We start from the raw sequence: 22,073 nt of genomic DNA, 5'->3' as shown, positions 1-22,073 counted from the left end.
ATCATTTCAGAATTTGTTGTAATAACAATGTTAGATTAAATGACATGATCTTTCGAATCCATCACATAAGTTTCAGTATAAGAGGCAGGTGGTAGGAGCGTACTAAGGAGAGAAACGAAAGGGGGCATATGCCTATAAATATGGTTAACTGGCTATAGGGATTTTCGCATGTCCATTCACATTAGTTATCTATTTACTAGTAGATAGATAAGTAAATGAAGATGATTGTAAGCGTTTTCTATGTTTTTTTTATTAATTTTTTCATCATTTTAGTGAGGACGTGATAAGGCTTGATTAGAAAAAGTAAGCGAATGGCTTCCGCTCTCCTGTCGACGATGCTGGTATTTGGAGTTGTAACACCTGTATTAGCCAAGCAATCCCAGCACAACGATCCGATACGTAAAAGCCAGTGGACAGAAGGAGAATTACCCCTTGACCAATCTATTTCCGTCGATACAAACGCTAGTACCGCTCAGCAAGCTTCCGTTCAACTGCCTGCATTCGGCAGCACACTGCCTGAAAAGCCAGCGTATGCCGCTGATCGCGTCATTGTCAGATATCGCTCGGAGCAGAAATCCGTATTTGCCGTATCACTAACCAATCAAATAACAGGGTCCAGTCCACTCTCGGTACCCAACGCGGAGCTGCTGAAGCTCGCGGCTGGAGCTGATGTATATAGTGTCATAGAAGAGCTGCTTAAGGATCCGAATGTTCTCTATGCGGAACCTGATTACAAGGTGGATTCTGCATTGGTTCCGCAAATGATCCGTCCTGTCGACTTGTCGAACGCAGCATCCGTTTCAGCAGCGGACGCAGGTGAAACTGCCGTAATGCCGACTGACCCGCTTTTCCATGAACAATGGGGGCTCAACAACACGGGACAAGATCTTAATGAAGGCACGGTGCCCGGCGGCCTGGAGGATATTGACATGGATCTGCCGGAAGCCTGGGGAATTACGACGGGCAGCAGGAACGTGACCGTTGCAATCATCGGCACCGGTGTCAAGATGGATGCTCCCGATCTGGTCGGTCAGTTCTGGACCAACGACAAGGAAATTGCGAATAACAAAATCGATGATGATAAAAACGGACTTGTCGATGATGTGAACGGCTGGGATTTCGCGCACGATGACGACACATTGTTCGATACGAGCGATGGCCTGAATGATACTTACGGCACGACGATTGCCGGACAAATCGCCGCCGCGATGAACAATAACGAAGGCATTGCTGGTGTTGCTCCTAATGTTAACGTCATGCCGCTTAAGGTGGCTTCCGATGAGCTTGGTTATTTCTCGGATGTCGTGGATGCCATTCACTATGCCGATGAGAACGGCGCCAAGATCGCTACGCTCGGACTCGTATATCTCTACAGAAGCAAAGTGGTTGAAGATGCGATCAACGGATCTGATATGTTGTTCGTGGCTCCGGCCGGTGAGAGCCAAGGCTTGACCGGAAAATTAAATACGGATGTACAACCGGTTTACCCGGCGGCCTACCCAAGTCCAAATATGCTGTCGGTTACCGGGGTTAATATTCTGGGAGATCCGGCTTTGGGCGCTGCGATCGGACAAATGTCCGTCGATGTGTCTGCACCGTCCGAACTGATTCTCTCGACAACGCCTGACGTTGATGCCGGTTATGCGGCACAAATCGATAGCGGTACTTATAAAGCGTATTTCAACGGAATTGGATTTGAAGAAATTCCGATCGAGAACCCGCAATATGCCGGTCAACGGCAGGATATGTTCGATCGCGCCTTGGATTACCTCATGCCGGAAGGCGAAGTCGAACCGACAATCCTCCTCGTCAATGATAGTAAGCGCAGCTTTAACAACGGCGGCGGAGGAGTCGGACCTCAATACGAGAGCGATCCTATGGCCGTTTATGAAGGGCTGCTTCAACAAGCAGGCTACTCCTATGATAAGTTCACGACGGAGGACGAGACCTTCGACGGTCCGGCGCTAACTGGACCGCAGGGGCTGCAGGAGCACGATATCGTGATCTGGTTCACGGGAACGGCAGGAGCTACCAATGATAACAAACTGATTACGGACAGTGATCAAGCGAACCTGACCAGCTATCTTACCAATGGCGGTCACTTGATGCTCACGGGACAGGACGCCATCGACCAAAGCCCGAAATCCGCTTTTGTAAGGGATGTACTTGGCCTTAAGATCGTCAAGGAAGGCGGGTACATTTTCAAGGGTTGGGGTGTTCCCGGCACGATTTATGAGGATCAAGAATATAAGCTAATGGATTTCTCGTTATTTTACGACACCGTCATTAGCAATAAGCCCGGGATGACCACTGTCAATATCAAGAATAGCAAAGGCAGGTACTCCTATTCCCAAGGTACGTTATACGCCGCCGCCTACGCTGCAGGTGTGGCTGCCCTGGTTGGAAGCCAGAATCCGGATATGAGTGCGCTAGATATTAAGCAGCGCATTGTGACCAGCGGTAAATCGCTTCCAGTGTTAAAGCCCCTTACAGTAAGCGGGAAGCTGATCAGTGCATATCGCGCGCTGTGGAACAAGGACATCCCGGGCATGTCGTTAATAGATACGTCTGTTACGGGCAAGCTCGATCAGGCGAATGATCCGAATCATGTCTACTCCGTCGAACTGAATGCCGGCGAAACGGCAACCTTCACGCTCACGGGCGCAGAGGGGACGGACTTCGATCTTATTCTATACGATGATTCCGCAACGACAGTGCAAAGCAAAGATGGCGCGGTTGCCTATTCTGAAACGGTTGGCACGTCTACTGAAAAGATCACGTATCGCGCAACCAAAGCAGGTACGTATTACATGAACGTCTATGCTGTGAATGGCGCAGGCGCCTATACCTTGAATGTGGAGTATGGCAATTCATCGAGGGTGATTGAGGACGGCGATGCTTCACTTATTTACGAGGGTAACTGGACCACGCTTAATGGCCCTTCCTATTCAGGTGGAACATTGAAGCAGCTAACCGGGGAAGGTTTCGTCAAGTTCGGCTTTAGAGGCAATCTGTTCGAATGGATCGGCACGAAGAACGATATGCAAGGTACCGCTGAGATACGAATCGACGGGTTGCCTATGGGTTACGCCAATTTGTCCAGCAAGACGCCTCAATCCAAGCAATCGTTGTTCAAAATGGTGCTTCCTAACGGGCATCACGACGTTGAGATTACAGCCGTACGCGGCGTTGACGCGAGGTTGGCACTTAATGTGGATGCATTCGTGTTCTCCGGCTTAATTTCGCCGACACATCCTTCCGCCAATTACGAAGGTCCTTGGGCTATTCGGTACGGCATGAAATATCCCGACGGCGTGCAGACCTATACCACGACTCCGGGCAGTTCCGTCGACTTTACATTCACAGGCACGAAGGTCACGGTTTGGTCCTCTACAGGCAGTAACCGCGGCAAAGTGAACATCTTCATCGATGGTAAATCCGTAACGGCGGCGCCGATCGATCTGTACAGCGATAAACTTCGCTATCAGGTACCTATCTTTACGTCAGGCGAGTTTGCAAGCGGCGTGCATCATGTCAAAATCGTGCATGCCGGTGAAGCGAATCCCAAGTCGAGCAATAACATCGTTACCATCGACGGTCTGGACGTCCTGAACTTAAATTAGCCTGCAAAGCTGCTACTATTCTGAACCGAAATGGGGTACCTGAACGTGAAACGATCACTTCTCAAAAAATCACTTTCGCTCGCAACGGTCTCGGTGCTGGCCGGAAGTATGGTCACGACCGGCTTGCCAGCCGTGGATGCCGCTCCAAGAGATAAGTCCTTCATAACCAAGGAAGGGCTGCAAGCCGTAACCCGGCTGCTGCAGCAAGCTAAGCCGGAGGCCGGGATCAATGCGATCCCGGGCGAAGCTTACATTTCCGATGCCATCGATACCACTTCTGCGAAGGAAATGAACGTCATCATCCAACTAAGCGGCCAACCTGCGGCCGTTGGTAAATATGCCGCGAAGCTCGGCTATAAAACATTGGCCGCGGAAGCAAGCGAAGTTAACGTGCAATCGGAGCAGAATACATTCGTTCACAGTGCTCAGGCGAACAACATTCCGTTTAAGATCAACCGCAGCTTCGATACGGTGCTAAACGGAATGGAGATTACGATCCGGGCTGATCTTATTCCGCAGTTGGCCAAGCTTCCAGGCGTGAAAGCCATTCACAAGAATGTGATCTATTACCCGATTGACGAGCCCGAAAGCTATCAAGGTATTGCCGGAGCCTCTGATTTCGATCCGGTTCCGCTCGAGCAAATAGGTGTTCTGAAGGCGTGGGATCGCGGATTGACAGGCAAAGGGTTGAAGGTCGGCGTCATTGATACCGGCATCGATTACCTGCATCCTGATCTCAAGGGCAATTACGTCGAAGGCGGCTACGATGCCATCAATCAGGACGATGATCCGTATGAAGATATTCCGGAAAAAGGCTATGAAGACTCAACAGGCTCTATCCATGGAACGCACGTATCCGGCACGATAGCCGGAACGGCTTCCAATCCGACGTCCGTGCATGTGCAGAAGGGTGTTGCCTATGAGGCAGATCTGTATGCGTATAAAGTGCTCGGTCCGGAAGGCGGTACGTCCTCCCAAGTTATCGACGGGATCGAACACGCCGTCGATGACGATATGGACGTTATCAACCTCTCCTTAGGGAGTGATTTGGAGAAGGATCCAGACTCGCCTGACTCCATCGCTGTGAACAATGCCGTCTTAGCTGGCGTTGTAGCGGTGGTCGCGAATGGCAATGCCGGCGGCGGCAATCAATACTACTATTCCATGGGATCACCGGCCGCTTCGCAAATGGCGATCTCCGTCGGTGCGGTAACAAGCGATAGCAACCGCGTCCAGGGGACGATTCATAGTGCAGTGGGGTCAGAGGTCTATGACACGAATATGAGTTTGATGAGCTGGACGACGGATGAAGATAGCTTTAACACCATGTTCGGCACCAATCCGATTCAAGGTGTTTACGTCGGTCTGGGTAGGGAAGATGATTATAAAGGCCTTAAACCGGAGTTCCTGGCTGACAAAATCGTCTTCATCTCCCGAGGGCTTTCCAGCTTCGACGAGAAAGTGAAATTGGCTGCAAAGCACGGCGCGAAAGCGGCAGTCATCTTCAATGGCAATTTCTCTAGCAGTGACCAGAATGTCCCAGACTTATCGGAAGCAATCCCGTCTCGTGACGGCGCGATCGGTCCGCTTGCTTTCCTTGGTGACGGCTACGACTATATCCCGGCATTCGACATGCCAGGCAAGATGGGGCGTGCATTGGCTCGCCAGTTGAAGGCGCATCCGGATCAAACCTTGCAGTTCACGATGAAGAATGATTTCAAAACGGTTAAAGTAGCCGGCGACATCATGGCTGATTTCAGCTCCAGAGGGCCGAACTCGGATGGCAACTATGGCATTAAGCCGGACTTGAGTGCTCCCGGCGTTTCGATCTTCTCTTCGATCCCGGCTTATGGACAAGCGAATCCTGATGCAAACTATGACAAAGCCTATGCCAAGCTAAGCGGCACGAGCATGGCTACTCCTCATGTGGCTGGACTTGCTCTGTTGATTAAGCAAGCTCATCCGGATTGGACACCGACTGACATTCGCGCAGCGCTGGCGAATACGGCGGAGGAGATCCATGATGAGAAGGGTACTATGTATGATGTCTATTCGCAAGGCGCAGGGCGCGTCAATGTCATGAACGCAATTGACACGCATGCCATTATTGAATCGATGGACGAAATAACGCTTCACGACGATAAGATGAACCCGATCGTTATGCCTAGCGAAGGCAGCAGCGTGAGCTTCGGCATGATGAACCCAGGCGCTAAAGAGGCAGTTAAGAAGCCGCTTCGCGTCAAGAACCTCTCGGATGCCTCCGTGACGTATAATGCGAAAATCGTAATGCACCCTTCGGTTACATCCGATCCGCATCATCCGATCCCAACGCCGAATTCCGGCGAGATCATCATGGGACTTGAGGGGATCACATCCAACCAAATTACGGTAGGAGCCGGCGGCGAGTTCAATTTCAACCTGACTGCGAAGTCAGTCCCGCGCGCAAAAGTCGGCGTATATGAGGGTGAAGTTCTGCTGGAGAGCAAGGACCTGCCTTCCCTGCATCTGCCCTTCGTCATTCATATTGGCGATGAGTCTGATGATAACGACTTCCTGATTCAGAACCTGACACTCAGCAATACGACAGTGTCCAAAGACGCGCCAATCGACATTACAGCATCGCTTCCGACAGGAGAAATTAATCACTTCTATGCGATGATACTCGACTTGAATAACGAAGTGTTAGGCTTCATGGCCGAAATCTATGATCGTGATGAAGCGGACATCCTAAAGCCGATTCCGTCCAACATCATCATCCCTGAATTCGATGGCTCTTATAACTTAGGTATCCTTGTGCAAGATGGCAGTAAAGTAAATGAATATCTCCCGGAAGGAAGATATAAGCTGGCGGTCGTAGGTTCGGTTTATGATAAAGACTATAATCTCGTCGATGAATCCGTCGCATTCAAGTCGTTCTACGTGACGAATGAGTCTGCCGTTGACGAGCCTAACCCGCCGACAAATCCACCTTATACAGGGGGACCTATTATTACCCCTAACGATGCGGTGTACAACAAAGATGTCGCTGCCTCCGTAATCGAGAAGGGGCAAACCGGCATTGCGATCGCACCGCAATCGAGTTTGGAAGGCACGCAATTGTCCGTGTCCATCACGGATGCCGACCTGCAACAAGCGCTTAAGGGCGCAAAGGAGTCTGTCGCACTCACTATTGGAGCAGCTTCCAAGGACGCTTCCTCCGCACAGCTGAAATTAACGGCTGCGCAGGCGAAGCTGGTTAAAGAAGCTGGGCTGAAGGGGACAATCGTCTTCACCTGGAACGATGCATCCGTAGCTTTACCTCTACTTGCCTTAGGTCAAGTGGCTGATGGCACGGATATCGTTATCACGATCAAGAAGGATGAAGGCAGCAAATCCGAATTTACGAAACAAGTGAAGGATGCCACTATACTGGGAACACCATATGTCTTCGAAGCAAGCAGCTTGAAGAACGGCGTTACCGCTTCGCTTAAGCTGAAAGCTGACCAAGCCGTAACCAGATCGTTCCTTGTCGAGAATGGTGCCAGCACGACAGGCGCGTTGTACCTTGACGGCGGTCATGTATATCCTGTACCTGCTAAAGTAACGGCTGCAGGCGAAGGCAAGTCCATCGTAACGATTCGTCGACCGGGCTTCTCGACCTATGCAGCTGCTTCGAGGCATGTAACGTTCACCGATATCGATAAATCATGGGCGCAGGATCAAATTCAATCGCTTGCAGACAAATTCCTGTTGAATGGCACTTCCGAGCATGCTTTCTCGCCGAAGGCCAACGTGACTCGCGCACAATTCGCGTCGATGCTCACAAGAACGCTGGGACTGCAATCCAAAGCAGCGGTCAATCCGTTCAGCGATGTACGCAGCAGCGACTGGTTTGCATCCGACGTGCTGAGTGCCTACGAGGCCGGACTTGTTACGGGTTCGGATGGCAAGTTTAACCCGAACGCAGCCATCTCCCGTCAAGATTTGACGGTCATGCTGGCTAGGGCGATCAAGCTGATCGGCCTGCAGCAGTCAAATCAACCTGTTACCCTTGTTTACGCTGATGCTGCGCAGTTTAGCGGTTATGCGAAAGAAAGCATTCAAGTCGTAACAGATGCCGGACTGATGAAAGGCGTCGAATCGAAAGGCAAGTTCTACTTCCAACCGACCGGCGCTACGACACGCGAAGCTGCGGCGAAAGTGCTGCACGAGCTGCTTCTAGCATCTGGGCGGATCTAGATTAACCTGTATAACGAAAGGAACTGCCGAGATTTACTCGGCAGTTCCATTATATTTTTGTCCACTTTTTCGGATGGGGAGGTACGCAATATGGAAACCGCAAAACGCAAGGAGCAACTACTACATCTAGCCGAATCGCTGATTCGACAAAAAGGGTATGCGGCTTTCAGTTACGACGACCTTTCTAAACATCTCGGCATATCGAAAGCGAGCATTCATTATCATTTTGTGAAAAAGGAAGACTTAGGTCTGGCCGTGCAAGAGCAGATCTATCAAAGACTAGTCGATTTCTCGTCGAAGATGCAACACTCGGAGGATTCGGTCGAAGCAAAGTTCATCCAATTCTGCCATTTGCAATCCGAACAGTTAGCCGATAATGAGATTTGCCCGATTTCATCGCTGCAATCCGATTTCGAGTTGTTGCCAGAAACGATGAGACAAAAAATTCAGGAGATTAGTCAATTTGAGCTTACAGTCATGCATGACTTGATTACTCTAAATGTAAACGATGACGACTCTGGCCATGAAACCAAATCATATGCGATAGCGCTGGCTATGTTGTCGGCAATTAAGGGCTCAATTCAATATCGCCGCGTTAGAGGTGGAGATTCCCTGACGGATACTTGGATGGGATTCAGCCGTATACTAATGAATCAATAGAAATTGAATATCCTCCCATTTGTCTATATAAACCTCCCATTGTAGCAACCCTAGATTTAAGGGCTAATGGGAGGTTTTTTTGTGCGCCTATTCTCCCTTTCCAAAGGGCGAGGCGGACTGATGCCGCTCCGAATGTGCAGGCAAGCCATTTCCACGCTCATTGACTTCGAGCGACCCAGCACACGGGATGACGAATACTCTAACGAATCGTACAGGGCTTATTTCGCTAAAAACACTTCCAAAAAAACGCTAACGAATCGTAGAAGCGTTATTTTACAGTTTTTGAGTGTTTGGGAGCCATTTGCCCCACAATAAGACCTCTACGATTCGTTAGATTCTTGGAACCCAGAAATCCGGCCACATAAGGCCTGTACGATTCGTTAGATTCTCGCGGCACATGCAGAATGCAAGCTGGGGGGCGGGGCTGATGATATGGAATGTGGAATATCAGGGCGGCGGGGGCGTATTGCAAGCGCAAACTATACAGACGGGTCCAACTGGAAACGTTTCGTATTGGCGCAAGCACGCGATTCAGTTACAATGATGAAATAAGTTTTGGAGAGAGCAGCCAGAGAGCAACCAGACAGCAGCTAACAAAGTGAAAGTCTATCCTCACCAGGGGGTCAGTGCCCATGTTCAAGATGCTCATCGTAGACGACGAACAATTCGAAAGAGAAGGCGTAAAATTCCTCATCGATAAATATAGCTTGCAGCTGGAAATCCATGAAGCGGACAGCGGAGAGAGTGCGCTTGCGTTCATGCTGGACAATCCGGTCGATATTCTGTTCACGGATATTCGGATGAAAGGAATGGACGGCTTAGAGCTGGCCGCGGAGCTTCGGAAGCGTAACATCCCGGTTAAAGTCATCTTTATGAGTGCGTACGGTGAATTCGAGTATGCGCAGCGTGCAATTGACTTAAAGGCTGTCCGTTACATTCTCAAGCCGGTCGAGGTGGAAGAGTTTCTACGCGTCGTTTCGCAGGTTATTCAGCTATGCGGAGAAGAGCAGGAAGCCAAGGCTCAGCAAACTAGGATGGAAGAGGCCTACCGCAACAACGCGCATTATACAAAGCAAAGGCTGCTCTCCAATCTGATCATGGGACACACGCTGCCTGCGCAAAGCGACGCGGAGCAAGCAGCGGCCTCGCCGTTTCCGATCGCAGGACTAGCGGGTATTTCCTGCATACGGCTGATCATGATCGATTCGCGTAATCGTTTCTTTGATTTGTTGGATCAGGATTTTGAACGCAGACTGGGTGAAATCATCCCTAGCAGCTTCGAAGTTGCTCACCTCAACGAGTTCCAAAGCTTACTAGTGGTAGATGCCGATAGAGAGTTGACTCGGGAGCAGCTAGTCGAGCAGGGAAGAGGACTGATCCATTGGTTCCGGGAAACCTATGGCGGAGATGTGAGCGTTGTCATTGGAGGATCTGTCGATGATGCAGGTCAGCTGTATCAACAATTTCATCAGCTGGAATCGATGCTGGAGTATAAGTTCTTCTTCGAGGAAGGAACAGTACTTCTTGCACATCCTGCTTCGGTAGAAGGGGACAAGCAAACGGTGGCGATCGACGAGGCGCTGGAGGAATTGAGGCAGCATATCAGTCGTTCCCGGTACGACGGCGCGAAGCTGCGGTTTGAACAGCTCTTCGATGAGCTGCAAAACAGCGAATATTTCCCCGTTAACTATATCAAATACATTTGCACGGAAATTGTAAAAGCGGTATTCGATGTTTCCGTGAAGAAGAATGCAGAGATATTCAAACAAAATCTGGAGCGGATCTACAGAGCGGCCAAGCTGAGTGATCTTCGGCGCATCGTACTTACAATCATGGAGGAGCAGGAGACAACAGGTACAAGTTCGTCTGATTCCATGCCCAAGGTTATTGAGAGTGTCGTACAGATGATCGAGAAAGAATATGGGGCCGATCTGTCGCTGGAGCTGCTCGCGGAACGTGTTTACTTATCGCCAAGTTATCTGAGCCATCTGTTCAAGAAGCATAAGGGCATCAGCTTTAATAAATATTTGACGATTTACCGGATGGAGAAAACGAAGGAGCTGCTGCTTACGACGAACCGTAGAATCGTAGACATTGGTCAAGAGGTCGGCTACAGCAACTTCCCGTATTTCAGTTCGCTCTTCAAGAACCATTACGGCAAGACACCTTCCCAATTTCGCGAAGAGACTGTGCTATGACAAGGCTGATCATTCGGCTGCTGAATCAAATGCGGTTTAAGCAGAAACTGTTCTTATCCTATCTGATTGTCATCTTCATTCCGATCATTGTGCTTGGTCTCTATGCCTACAATCAGTCGAAGCAGATGCTGAATATTCAAGGACTTCAAGGGATTGAGAAGAATATTGATACGATATCAAGCAGCATTGATAATACCGTTGAACGGTACAACCGAACGACGCAGTCTGTCGTATTTAACAAAACATTTCAGAAAATCGTGGCGAACGACTACCTGGATCTGGTCAATCTCTCGTATGATTTGAAGGAGTATTTGACGCCGTACTTCAACATGATGTCGGTGATGGACGGAGAGATCGAGAAAGTCACCTTCTATACGCAAACCTATGTGCCGGAATATGGAGAATCCGTACTATCGGCGGATCGGGTAAAGAATGAAGAGTGGTACAAGGAAGCCATGAAAGGAAAGGGCAGTCAGTGGTTCTTCCAGGACGGGCTCATCGTCGTGAACAAATTTCCGCAGTTTTTCTCCGATAAGGAAGTCAATCTCCTCTATATGCGGATTAATGATAAGAACATCTTCAAAGATGTTGCCGAATTAACAAAAGATTACACGGTTGTGCTGACGGACGGTCAGGGGCGGATCATCTACTCGAACCAGAGTCAGTTCTACCCGCATGTCGATCCGCTGGAGCTGCAGCGCTCGAAGGAAGGGGCTTTTCAATTCGGCGGAGTCGATTCGTTTCTAGTCAAGAAGACGGTGAAACAGACGAATTGGACGATTTATTGTATTGTGCCGGCTGCCCAAATGTCGCAGAACGCGGGATCGATCATTAACGCGACGTTGATTATCATCGGTGCTTGCATGGTCATCGTGCTGATCATCATTTGGGTGTTCTCACGGACGATGATCCGCCGCGTTTACTCGCTTAATTCCATGATGAAGCGGGTCGAAATCGGAGATTTGAGCATGAAGGTACGAAGCGAGTCGAAGGATGAAATCGGCGAACTGACCAACCGTTTCGGCAGCATGCTGATTCGCTTGAACGAGCTGATCGACGAATTGTTCCGCAACAAAATCGTGCAGAAGGAAGCGGAGTTCAAAGCGCTGCAATGGCAGATGAATCCCCATTTTCTCTATAACACGTTATCGTTTATTAACTGGAAAGCGCTTCGCAGCGATGATCAAGATATAAGCAAGGTCGTTACGACGCTGTCCAAGTTCTACAGAACGGGGCTTAATCGCGGCGACAGCATGATACCGGTTAGGGACGAGCTGGAACATGTCAAATCCTATATCGAAATCATTCAAATTACGAAGGATTTCAGCTTTGACGTGACCTACGATATCGATGAAGCTGTTTTCAACTACGCGACGATCAATTTTATTTTGCAGCCGCTTGCCGAGAATGCGATTCTGCATGGCATTAACCGGAAGGATTCCGGACGCGGAATGCTCCAAGTTACCGCCAAACTGGTTGGGGGCAAGATCGAATTTACGGTGGAAGACAACGGACCGGGCATGCCACGGGAAATAGCCGAAACCATTCTGGAGAGCCAATCCTCCGGCTATGGCCTGAAAAATGTGAACGAGCGGCTCTTTCTCAAATTCGGCTCCGAGTACAGCATTGGGGTCAGAAGCATCCTAGGCGAAGGCACGCAAATGCAAATTGTGATCCCCCTGTATGTCAGACCCTAGAAGTCTGTCCGAGTTGCGGACAGGCTTCTTTTTTGATCTTCTTCGCTCTAAATGAACAATTGCGTAAAAAAGTGAATGGTTTCGAAAGGATTTGATAATTCAATTTGGGACCCCCGCTGATATAGTTTGAGTAAGAAGATTACAGCGCTTACATGCAGAAGGGAGTACCCCAAAATGAGTGACATCGTTATTGCTGCGAAAGCGGATTTGCTTCTCAAGAAGGAGAGGCAGCGACGAGAAAAATGGAAGAAATATAAACAATACCGCGTGCTGCTGATCATGATGATCCCGGCCATGATCTACTACATCGTGTTTCATTATCTGCCGATGTATGGCGTTCTGCTAGCCTTTAAGGATTTCAAGATTTTGCAGGGGATATGGAACAGCCCATGGGTAGGCTTCGAGTTATTCGAGAAAATATTCCATGACGATTACTTCTACACGGTGCTTAAGAACACGATGATCATCAGCTTGTACAAGCTCGTGTTCGGATTCCCGGTACCAATCATCTTCGCGCTGCTGCTCAGCGAAGTGATGAATGCCAAATATAAGAAATTGATTCAGACGGTTACGTACTTACCGCATTTCATATCGTGGGTGGTACTCGCAGGGATCTTCTTCTCCCTATTCGCACTGGAAGGTCCCGTTAACACGATCATCAAGCTGTTCGGAGGCGATCCGGTGCTGTTTCTGGCGGACCCTCGTTACTTCCGGTCCATTCTCGTCATTACGAGTATTTTCCAAGGATTCGGTTGGGGATCGATCATTTACTTCGCGGCGATCTCGAACATTGACCCGCAGCTGTATGAAGCGGCTGTCATCGACGGAGCGGGCCGGTTTAAACGGATGTTCTACATCTCCATTCCGATGCTGGTGCCCATCATTGCGATCATGCTGATCCTCTCGATGTCAGGCATTCTCGATGCCGGATTCGATCAAATATTCAATATGTACAACGTGCAAGTGTATAACGTCGCGGACATTATCGACACCTACGTATACCGCAAAGGGATTGTCGAGATGAACTACAGCTACGCCACGGCAGTCGGGCTCTTCAAGTCAGTTGTCGCCCTCATTCTCATCTTTGCCGTTAATCGAGTGGTAAAGTGGATCGGCGGGAAAGACCATGCCTTGTGGTAGAACGAACCGGGGAGGAAGCAGACGATGCTAAATGTACAAAAATCAGCGGCAGACAAAATCATCGACATCATTATCTATTCCATACTCGCAGTGATCATGATCGTCACCTTGTACCCGTTCTGGACGCAGGTGGTCATCTCGCTGGATGGTGCAGGCGTTGACAGCGCCGCTTACACTTCGGGGGTCGTGCTCTTGCCGTCGAAACTGACGTTCGGAAGCTATAAAGTAGCCTTGCAATACGATGCCTTATGGTCCGGCTACGCCTACACATTGCTGCGTACCGTGCTGGGCGTTATCTTATCTATCGTGTTCACAGCCATGACGGCTTACCCACTATCCAAGAAGGATCTGCCGCTTAACAAGGGATTCACGAGTATGATCTTGTTCACGATGCTGTTCGGAGGCGGGATAATTCCTTCCTACCTGCTCATTAAAGAGCTGCATCTGATGAACACTGTTTGGGCGCTTGTCGTACCGGGCATGATTGGAGCATTCAACGTACTTATCATGCGAAACTTCTTCCGGTCGATTCCGGAGGAGCTGGAAGAGTCGGCGAGAGTCGATGGCGCAGGTTACGCCAGAATTTTCACGCAGCTGGTGCTTCCGCTTTCGAAACCGGTACTGGCAACCGTTGCACTCTGGGTTGGTGTAGGTCACTGGAATGCTTGGTTTGACTCCCTGATCTATATCACGGATCCGGATAAGCAGGTGCTGCAGGTGGTACTTCGCAAAATCATTATCCAGAACAATACGTCAGACATTACGCTGCTCATTCAAAACCTGGGCAAGAACACGGAATTCTCGGGCCGTCAGCTGCAGGCCACCGTCGTCATGTTCTCGATTCTGCCAATGCTGATCGTATATCCGTTCATTCAGAAGTATTTTGTCAAAGGCGTCATGATTGGGGCTATTAAGGGATGAGAATCCCTCCAATAGATAAAGTAGACAAACATCAAAAGGGAGAAAGGGTTGGTTCAAGTGAAAGGTAGCAAAAAACGGTTAGTTACAGGTGCTCTAGCAAGTGTTCTCGTTGTTTCCGTACTTTCGGGTTGTGGAAGTTCAGGTTCGAATGAGAATGCACAAACGAACGAACCAGCTAAATCGGATGCGAATACGAGTGCAAACAGCGGCAATACAGCTGCTGCGGACAATAAGCCGGCCGAGAAAAAGCTGCTGAAATTTTGGACCGGAAGCCCTGAGGTTGCCAAAGCCGATGCGCCTGGAGTCAAAGCCATTCGCGAACAATTCGGCGTCGACGTCGAATTCGTACCTACAGGCGGAGAAGGTTTCAAAGAGAAAGTAAACCTGATGATTTCCTCGGGGGATATCCCTGATTGGATGAAGGAGCCATCCTTCACGGATTACGATAAATATTTACAACAAGGCATCATTTCCGAAATTCCGCAAGATCTGATTGAGACGAATATGCCGAAGTACATGGCGTGGCTGAAGAGTTTCCTTGGCGACGATCCGTTCAAATATGTGAGAAGAGACGGTAAAATCTACGCGCTGCCGGTTATCTGGGATATCGGGATCGACGGTATGGAGCTTGCTTTCCGTGAGGATTGGATGAAGAAGGTGGGCATTACCAAGACACCGGAAACGATCGAAGAGATGGAAGCTGCATTGACGAAGTTCCGTAATGATGATCCGGACGGCAACGGCAAGAAAGATACGTACGGCATGACGGCTTCCGGTGAAAATATTGAAAGCATGTTCAGCTCCGTGTTCGGCGCATACGATGCTTACCCGAATATTTTCCGCGAGAAGGACGGCAAAGTGGTCCGCGGCGAAATCGAGCCAGGCGCGAAGCAAGCGCTTGAAGTGCTGAATCGCTGGTACAAGAACGAGCTAATCGATCCTGAGTTTGTCGTTAACAAGGGCAATAACGTGGAAGATAAAGTGCTTACCGATAAATCAGGTGCCATCGAGTTCTACTGGTGGGCGTTCCTGCCGGGCAACGCGTTCCTTGGCGGCGAACAGTGGTATGACAAGTTGAAGGCGAAGCACCCTGACTTTAACTTCGCGATTACGGGCGGCGTGAAAGGTCCGGATGGCAAGTATGGGATTTCGCAATACAATCCGGCTTATGCTTCCGGCGTCGTATTCGGCAAACAGTTGGAGCAGGATCAAGAGAAAATGGTTAAATATATGCAAATTTTCGAAGCCTCGCAATTCGATCCGGCTATCTATGAGAAGCTGAACTTCGGGGAGAAGGACAAGGATTGGAAGCTGAGCGACAAAGGAACGGTGGAATACATTGCGCCGTACACCGATGAGAATGAGCGTAAGAAGCTAGGTCTTGGCGGGTACTCGATGAGCGGCTCGTTCAACGACTATAATTTCCAAACCTCGTACACGTCTGATGAAAGCTTGCGTCAATTGGCTAAAGATACGAGAGCAAAAGGTACGCGCAACATCGATATTCTGGCTCCGTTCAATAAGCCGGTTTATAACGAAACACAAGACAAACTGAAGCAGTTCACAACGCAAAACTTCATCGACTTCATCACAGGCCGCAAATCGCTGGATGACTTCGACAAATTCGTATCCGAGTGGAAGAGCATGGGCGGCGACAAGGTGCTTGAAGAAGCACAGCAAGTGTACGATGCCAACTTGAAACAATAATCGAATAGCAAGTAATGACGATGTCCTTTCCAATCTTGCGTTGGGAAGGACATCCATTTTTAAGGGGAGAAGGAGAGGTTTCGGATGGAACAATTTCAATTTCAGGCAGGGAATTTGCAGGTTCAGCTTAGTAGTCTAGGGGATATTATCGCGCTTACAGATGTGGAGGGCGGTAAACAATTTGCTTCTGCCGGACATCGTTCGCCGCTGCTGCAAATCGTCGTCGGGACGCGAATCGAAGCTCCGGCTTCGGCCGTTTATGATGAGCGTGCGGGTCTGTTGAGCTTCTATTATGAGGCTGGCCGAGCACAGGTGGATGTTGCGGTTCGGATGAAGGAAACCTATTTGACGTTTGAATTGCTTCAAATTGCTGCAGCAGGCGGGAAGTCTGACATTGATGCCATTGTATGGGGACCGTACGCAACTACAGTTGCAGGCTCCATCGGTGAGTCGATAGGTGTTGTGCACGATGGTGAATTTGCAATTGGCTTATTAGCCTTGAATATGAAAACAATCGGCGGATGGCCTGCCGAGTTGGATAGATTGGCATTTGCAGGAGAGTCGTATGCGGACAGTAAATTTGATTATGAATCCAGCACGGCATGGCCGACAAGCGGAGGCAGTCTGCTGCAGGCATTCGTGCGGGATCGGACGAGGGGCGGCCGCAGGCCGGTTTGGAATTTGAATGATATCGAGGTTAAGCCTCTGCAAGGAGAGGATGCGACTATGATCGGGTCGCAAATCGCCTTGTTCGGCTGCGCGGTGGAACAAGTGCTGCCTGCCATTGAAGCGGTTGAACTCGGCGAAGGCTTGCCTCATCCGACGATTGACGGGGAGTGGATGAAGACTGCGACTGCTGCCAACCAGTCGTATCTGATCACCGATTTCTCCGAGGCGACCATTACTGAGGCAGTACGATATACGAATCAGGCCGGGCTGAAGTACGTGTATCATCCGGACCCATTCACCAAATGGGGCCATTTCGTCTTGAAGCAGGGACAATTTCCACGCGGCGATGAAAGTATGCGCGCCTGTGTTGAGGCAGCCGAGCAGGAAGGCGTGCATGTTGGCGTTCACACGCTTTCTAACTTTACGACGCTAAATGATCCATATGTCGCGCCGGTTCCGGATGCTAGATTGCAGATGGTAGGTTCTGCTCACTTAGTAGAGGCGATAGATGCTGAAGCGGTAGAACTGTTGATTGATCAACCGCAGCCATTCAAGGAAAACCTCTTTCGGAAATCCGCGTTGATCGGTACCGAAATCATTGAATATGACTCCGTATCGGAGCAAGAGCCTTGGAAGCTGCTTGGCGTGAAACGCGGTGTCAACGGCACTGCAGTGACCGGGCATGAGGCCGGCGCCGAGATTGGCCGATTGTGGGATCATCCTTATGATGTCTTCTTTCCGAATATCGAGCTGCAGGATGAATATAGCGAGCGGATTGCGGAGCTGTTTCTGGCTACAGGCTTGAAGCAGATCTCCTTCGACGGGCTGGAGGGCTGCTTCGCTACGGGCCAGGATGGCTATGGCGTAAACCGCTTCGTGCAGAAGTGTTACGACGGATGGGGCACGGAAATTATTAATGATGCGAGCATTGTCGTGCCGAATTACCTGTGGCATATCTTCACTCGTTTCAATTGGGGAGAGCCGTGGGGCGTATCGACGCGAGAGGGACAGCTGGAATGGCGGCTCACGAATCAGCGGTATTTCGAACGCAACTTCATCCCGCCGATGCTTGGCTGGTTCCTGATTCGCTCGACCTCCGATCGATTCGAAGCGACCACGATCGATGAGATCGAATGGGTGCTTTCTAAAGCGGCCGGCTTCGGAGCCGGATTCGCGCTTGCAGCGGATATGGCCGTTCTGAAGCGAAACGGCAATGTCGATGCGCTTCTGGAACAAGTGCGTCAATGGGAAACGGCTCGCAATGCCGGAGCGTTCTCGGATGAGCAGCGCGAACGGATGCGCGACCCGAAGAGCGACTGGCATCTGGAAACAGCCGGCGATGATAGCTGGCGCCTCATTCCGGTCAGCATGTCGAAGCCGCTGGAGTGCAACCCGGAGGAGCTTCAGCCCGGACAGCCGGGCGGCGCGGATTGGGCGTTCTATAACAAGTTCGATGAGCAGCCGCTGCGCTTCAGCTTGCGCGTATCGCCTTCTTATGGCAACACCGACGCACTTATTCGCAGGCCGACTTTCTATACGAATGGTGCGTATATGACATTCGATACGGATGTGCGCGCGAATGAATACCTCGTGTGCGATGGCGAACGAAGCGGAAAGGTGTATGATGTGAATTGGAATTTGCTGCGGACGGTTCAGGCTTCCGCAGATGCGCCGATCGTTCGGAAAGGCGGCGGGACCGTTTCGTTCAGCTGCAAGTTCGAAGGCGATCCGAAGCCGGTCGTTAGCGTAACGGTAAGTACATGGGGCGAAGCGGAAACTGTGCAGGCAGAAGCTGCGAAAGTGGGGAGCCTTTAATGACGAATACGGTTTGGATGCAAGAGGAGGCGTTAGTGCTAGTCGCTAACGCTTCTGATACTGCCTTCGCTATCTTGAAGGGGGCGGAAGAGCTTAGCGATGGGGAGTTTGCGTTTACGCTGACTCCTCTTAGCCTTGCCGGGAAAGTTGGAGCTGTTATTCGCTATACATCGAAGGACAGCTGGATCTTCATTGGCTGCGACAAGCCGATGGACCCCTTCGGGAAGAGCACATGGATTTGGTCGATGCCCTGCGGGAAGCAAGGCGTCTTGTTTCAGTCCGATCCTCTCTATGAAGGGAAGGACTATCGCATAGAGCTTCGGTTCTGTGAATCGGTGCTTACTGTTGCGATGAACGGCTATCAAGTCTATCATGGCGAACTGCCGGAATGGAAGACAGGTGCAGGGGCTGTTGGCTTCTGCGCCTTGGGCAGTGAAGATGGTGATGGCGAGCTTGGCGGGCAAGGGGGGCATGGCCGATTCTACGATGCTTGCTTGAGTCCGCTTGCGGAGTGTTATCGCTCCACGGGCGAGAGTTCAACGGACAACGACAATGAGGCAGCACAGACCGTGGTCCTGTCTTCGGAGCTGCTCGAGGTGGAGCTGGATGCCGCGTTTCCGCGTGTTTTGCACTATCGCTGGAAGGCGAGCGGAGCGGTTCTCTTCGGTCAAGGGGATCGTCTTTCTTATGTCGAGTTGAATGGGCGTTTCTACGAGCCTGTTATTACATTGCAATCCTTGCTGAGTGATGAAGCTGCAGTGGCCTATCGACTGGATTTTGCTGAGCTGCGTGTTGAAATGTCGGTTGCCTTCACAGTTTCGGATGCTGCGCTAGAACTGCGCATTTCCGAGATTCAAGAGAATGGAGATTTCCGGATTCGTACGATTGCCATCCCCAATCATGGCCTTGTTTCCGTTCGGGAGTCGCAAGAAGGAGCGGCAATAGCCTGTGCCGAAGGGATTAAAGGCGATAAGTTCGAAACGGTCTCGGATTCGAAACCGGCTGCCGCGCCAGAGTATCATGCCATTGCGATCTTGAATACCGCAGAGCTGGCTGCCAGCGTGATCGGCAATTCACTGCATAACCGCAAGCGCTTATGTGTTCAAACCGTTATGCGCCAGGGAGAATTGCGGACGGCTGTTTGGCATGCGTATTGGACTTACAGAGGTCCGGACATGGAGATTATTGAGGAGCCGTGGGCGAAAGTAATCCTGACAGATGACCGCAACGGTGACGGAATCGTGGATTGGCAGGATGGAGCTATTGCGGTTCGCGAGGCGCTGCCCGCGATTCCCGGCGCCGAGGTGCTTCGCCGAAGCTACGCGCATATCGCGATGAATTTCGGCAGTATGGCGCAATTTCCGTTTCTGCGTATTCTCGATAATGTGAAGAAGTTCTATCTATATACCGATGGCTTCGGGCAAATGCTGGAGCTGAAAGGGTATCAAAGCGAAGGTCATGACAGCGGTCATCCCGACTACAGCGGTAATTATAACGAGCGGGCAGGCGGCTTGGCACATTTGAATCTGCTATCGGAGCAGGCCAGAAGCTATAACGCGGTCATTGGCGTTCATATCAATCATAGTGAAGCCTATCCGGAGGCGAGAGCCTATTCGGATGCGCTCGTGACGACAACACCTGGCTGGCGCTGGCTCGATCAGTCTTATTATATCGATCGAGAAGCGGATATTCGGTCCGGCGAATTCGATCGGCGTTTGAATGCACTCAAAGAAGAGGCGCCTCATCTCGGATTTATCTACGTGGATACGTATCGAGATGAGCACTGGGCGGCATGGCGGCTAACGAAGCAGCTGCGCGATAACGGATGGACCATCTGGACGGAAGAAGCCGATGCGCTGGATGCAGATGCCGTATGGACGCATGATTCCACCGGTGACAGCCGGATATCCCGGTTCATCCGCCATCAGGACAAAGACGCCTATGCTGAGGATGCGATGCTGAAAGGCGGATACGAGCGTTATGGCGATAACGGATTTATGGGTTGGCAGCGGGAGCGGGATTTACCGGCAGTTATTCGTTCGTTCTACACGAAGCAGCTTCCTTACCGGTATTTGATGCATTTTGCGATTATGAGCTGGAAGGACGATGAGATCGTGCTCACCGATGGTGTTACTTCTCGATTAGAGGATGGGATAACGACTGTTCGGCGAGATGGGATTCCGGTTGCAATCGGGAATTCCGTGTTCATCCCGTGGGATCCGATTCAAGAGACCAAAATCTATTACTGGAACGATGGCAGCGGCGAGACGATATGGCAGCTTCCGTCCAGTTGGCCGGAGAATGGGACCGTCAAGCTGTACCGACTGACGAACCAAGGACGTCAATTCGTGCAGCATGTCCCGATTATTTCCGGATACGTCAACATTGCGGCAGACGCAAGCACGCCATATGTGTTATATAAAGAAGAGGCTCCTCCAATTCCTGACATCGAGTGGGGTGAAGGCAGCCCTGTGAAGGATCCGGGGTTTGACAGCCATGGCTTCACGTGGTGGAAGCGATCGTCCACTGGCAGCAGTATGAAGCATATCGCCGTCAAGGAGACAAGCTACGGCCAGTCTTATTTGTGCATTAGCGGCAATGAGGGAGCCGATGCACAGCTTGTTCAGAAACTGGAAGGGCTGGCGAGGGGCCGGACCTATTCGGCATCCGTATGGGTAGAGGTTTCGGATGGCCGGGAGGCAACGATCCGCGTGTCAGGCTATGGCGGTCCCGATATCAGCCATTCGATTAACCGCACGTCGGTCGTCAACTGCGCTCCTGACTCAGATAAGCGAGGCACCTATTATCAGCGGCTTGCGGTTCGCTTCCAGCTTCCGGCCACGAATCTTGAATCGCAGGAAGTGATGCTGTCTCTCCTAGCTGAACAAGGTGCCGCGGATTCCTATGTGCATTTTGACGATGTACGAGTTCGTGAAGTGAGCGGTGGTTCAGGCTTACGCGGTGATCATGAGGTCTACGAAGACTTCGAACAAGTCGATGAAGGTTGGGGGCTGTTCGTCAGCGCCAATCCGAAGCTTGGCAAGACGCATCTGTCGCAGCGGCATGAAGGCTTCACGGAGGATACGCTGGAAGGGGATTGGTCACTCAAGACGATGGATCAGTTGACCGGGGAACTGCTTCGAACATTGCCTTCGACGCTGAAGCTGCTGGCGAATCAGCGCTATCGGATTGCTTTTGACTATAAGTCAGATCATGACGGTCAGTACTCCATTGCGCTGCGGACGACAGATGGAGGTCCTTCTCAGGACATCGTGGAGCCTCTATGTAATGGCGAATGCCAATGGTCGATGGAGCTATCGACGGGGCCTTATACCGATTACTACTTGGCTATCATGAGGAATGACACGGAAACAGGCTCACTGGTACTGGATCGTTTTGCGGTGAATTGGATCTATTAGCACGAA

The 22,073-nt window shown here is 50.7% G+C and carries 10 protein-coding genes; all 10 read left to right on the top strand.

What is annotated here, in order from left to right; translation table 11 throughout:
- Positions 1-290 precede the first annotated feature (290 nt).
- The gene (locus AC506A_RS15445) at positions 291-3,623 is read left to right on the top strand and encodes a S8 family serine peptidase (protein WP_495461872.1); all 3,333 of its coding nucleotides are present in this window, start codon (positions 291-293) and stop codon (positions 3,621-3,623) included.
- Positions 3,624-3,668: 45 nt separating this feature from the next.
- A complete protein-coding gene (locus AC506A_RS15440; RefSeq protein WP_495461871.1) occupies positions 3,669-7,841 on the top strand; it encodes a S8 family serine peptidase in 4,173 nt (1,390 codons plus the stop codon).
- A gap of 90 nt (positions 7,842-7,931) precedes the next feature.
- Positions 7,932-8,501: a TetR/AcrR family transcriptional regulator gene (locus AC506A_RS15435; RefSeq protein WP_495461870.1), complete on the top strand. Its 570-nt coding sequence runs from the start codon at positions 7,932-7,934 to the stop codon at positions 8,499-8,501.
- 632 nt (positions 8,502-9,133) lie between these two features.
- On the top strand, positions 9,134-10,699 hold the full coding sequence (locus AC506A_RS15430; RefSeq protein WP_495461869.1) for a response regulator: 1,566 nt from the start codon (positions 9,134-9,136) through the stop codon (positions 10,697-10,699).
- Positions 10,696-12,396: a cache domain-containing sensor histidine kinase gene (locus AC506A_RS15425; RefSeq protein ID WP_495461868.1), complete on the top strand. Its 1,701-nt coding sequence runs from the start codon at positions 10,696-10,698 to the stop codon at positions 12,394-12,396. The genes AC506A_RS15430 and AC506A_RS15425 overlap by 4 nt, the downstream gene beginning before the upstream one ends.
- Positions 12,397-12,570: 174 nt before the next feature.
- A complete protein-coding gene (locus AC506A_RS15420) occupies positions 12,571-13,536 on the top strand; it encodes an ABC transporter permease (protein ID WP_495461867.1) in 966 nt (321 codons plus the stop codon).
- 24 nt (positions 13,537-13,560) lie between these two features.
- A complete protein-coding gene (locus tag AC506A_RS15415) occupies positions 13,561-14,457 on the top strand; it encodes a carbohydrate ABC transporter permease (RefSeq protein WP_495461866.1) in 897 nt (298 codons plus the stop codon).
- 57 nt (positions 14,458-14,514) lie between these two features.
- Complete coding sequence (locus AC506A_RS15410; protein ID WP_495461865.1) at positions 14,515-16,164, top strand: extracellular solute-binding protein; 1,650 nt, start codon at positions 14,515-14,517, stop codon at positions 16,162-16,164.
- 84 nt (positions 16,165-16,248) lie between these two features.
- Positions 16,249-18,648, top strand: coding sequence for a hypothetical protein (locus AC506A_RS15405; RefSeq protein WP_495461864.1), 2,400 nt, complete (start codon positions 16,249-16,251; stop codon positions 18,646-18,648).
- A complete protein-coding gene (locus AC506A_RS15400; RefSeq protein ID WP_495461863.1) occupies positions 18,648-22,067 on the top strand; it encodes an endo-alpha-N-acetylgalactosaminidase family protein in 3,420 nt (1,139 codons plus the stop codon). Before AC506A_RS15405 ends, AC506A_RS15400 begins: the two co-directional genes overlap by 1 nt.
- Positions 22,068-22,073: the final 6 nt, after the last annotated feature.

It is taken from the genome of Paenibacillus sp. N22P23 (genome assembly GCF_059383735.1).
The sequence above is the reverse complement of the archived record's forward strand: the minus strand, read 5'-3'. Positions and strand labels throughout refer to the sequence as shown.

Excerpts from the sequence above, each read along its gene's own strand:
- AC506A_RS15420 (WP_495461867.1), top strand. The coding sequence starts at position 12,571 with ATGAGTGACATCGTTATTGCTGCGAAAGCGGATTTGCTTCTCAAGAAG.
- AC506A_RS15435 (WP_495461870.1), top strand. The coding sequence starts at position 7,932 with ATGGAAACCGCAAAACGCAAGGAGCAACTACTACATCTAGCCGAATCG.
- AC506A_RS15425 (WP_495461868.1), top strand. The coding sequence starts at position 10,696 with ATGACAAGGCTGATCATTCGGCTGCTGAATCAAATGCGGTTTAAGCAG.
- AC506A_RS15405 (WP_495461864.1), top strand. The coding sequence starts at position 16,249 with ATGGAACAATTTCAATTTCAGGCAGGGAATTTGCAGGTTCAGCTTAGT.
- AC506A_RS15400 (WP_495461863.1), top strand. The coding sequence starts at position 18,648 with ATGACGAATACGGTTTGGATGCAAGAGGAGGCGTTAGTGCTAGTCGCT.
- AC506A_RS15415 (WP_495461866.1), top strand. The coding sequence starts at position 13,561 with ATGCTAAATGTACAAAAATCAGCGGCAGACAAAATCATCGACATCATT.
- AC506A_RS15430 (WP_495461869.1), top strand. The coding sequence starts at position 9,134 with ATGTTCAAGATGCTCATCGTAGACGACGAACAATTCGAAAGAGAAGGC.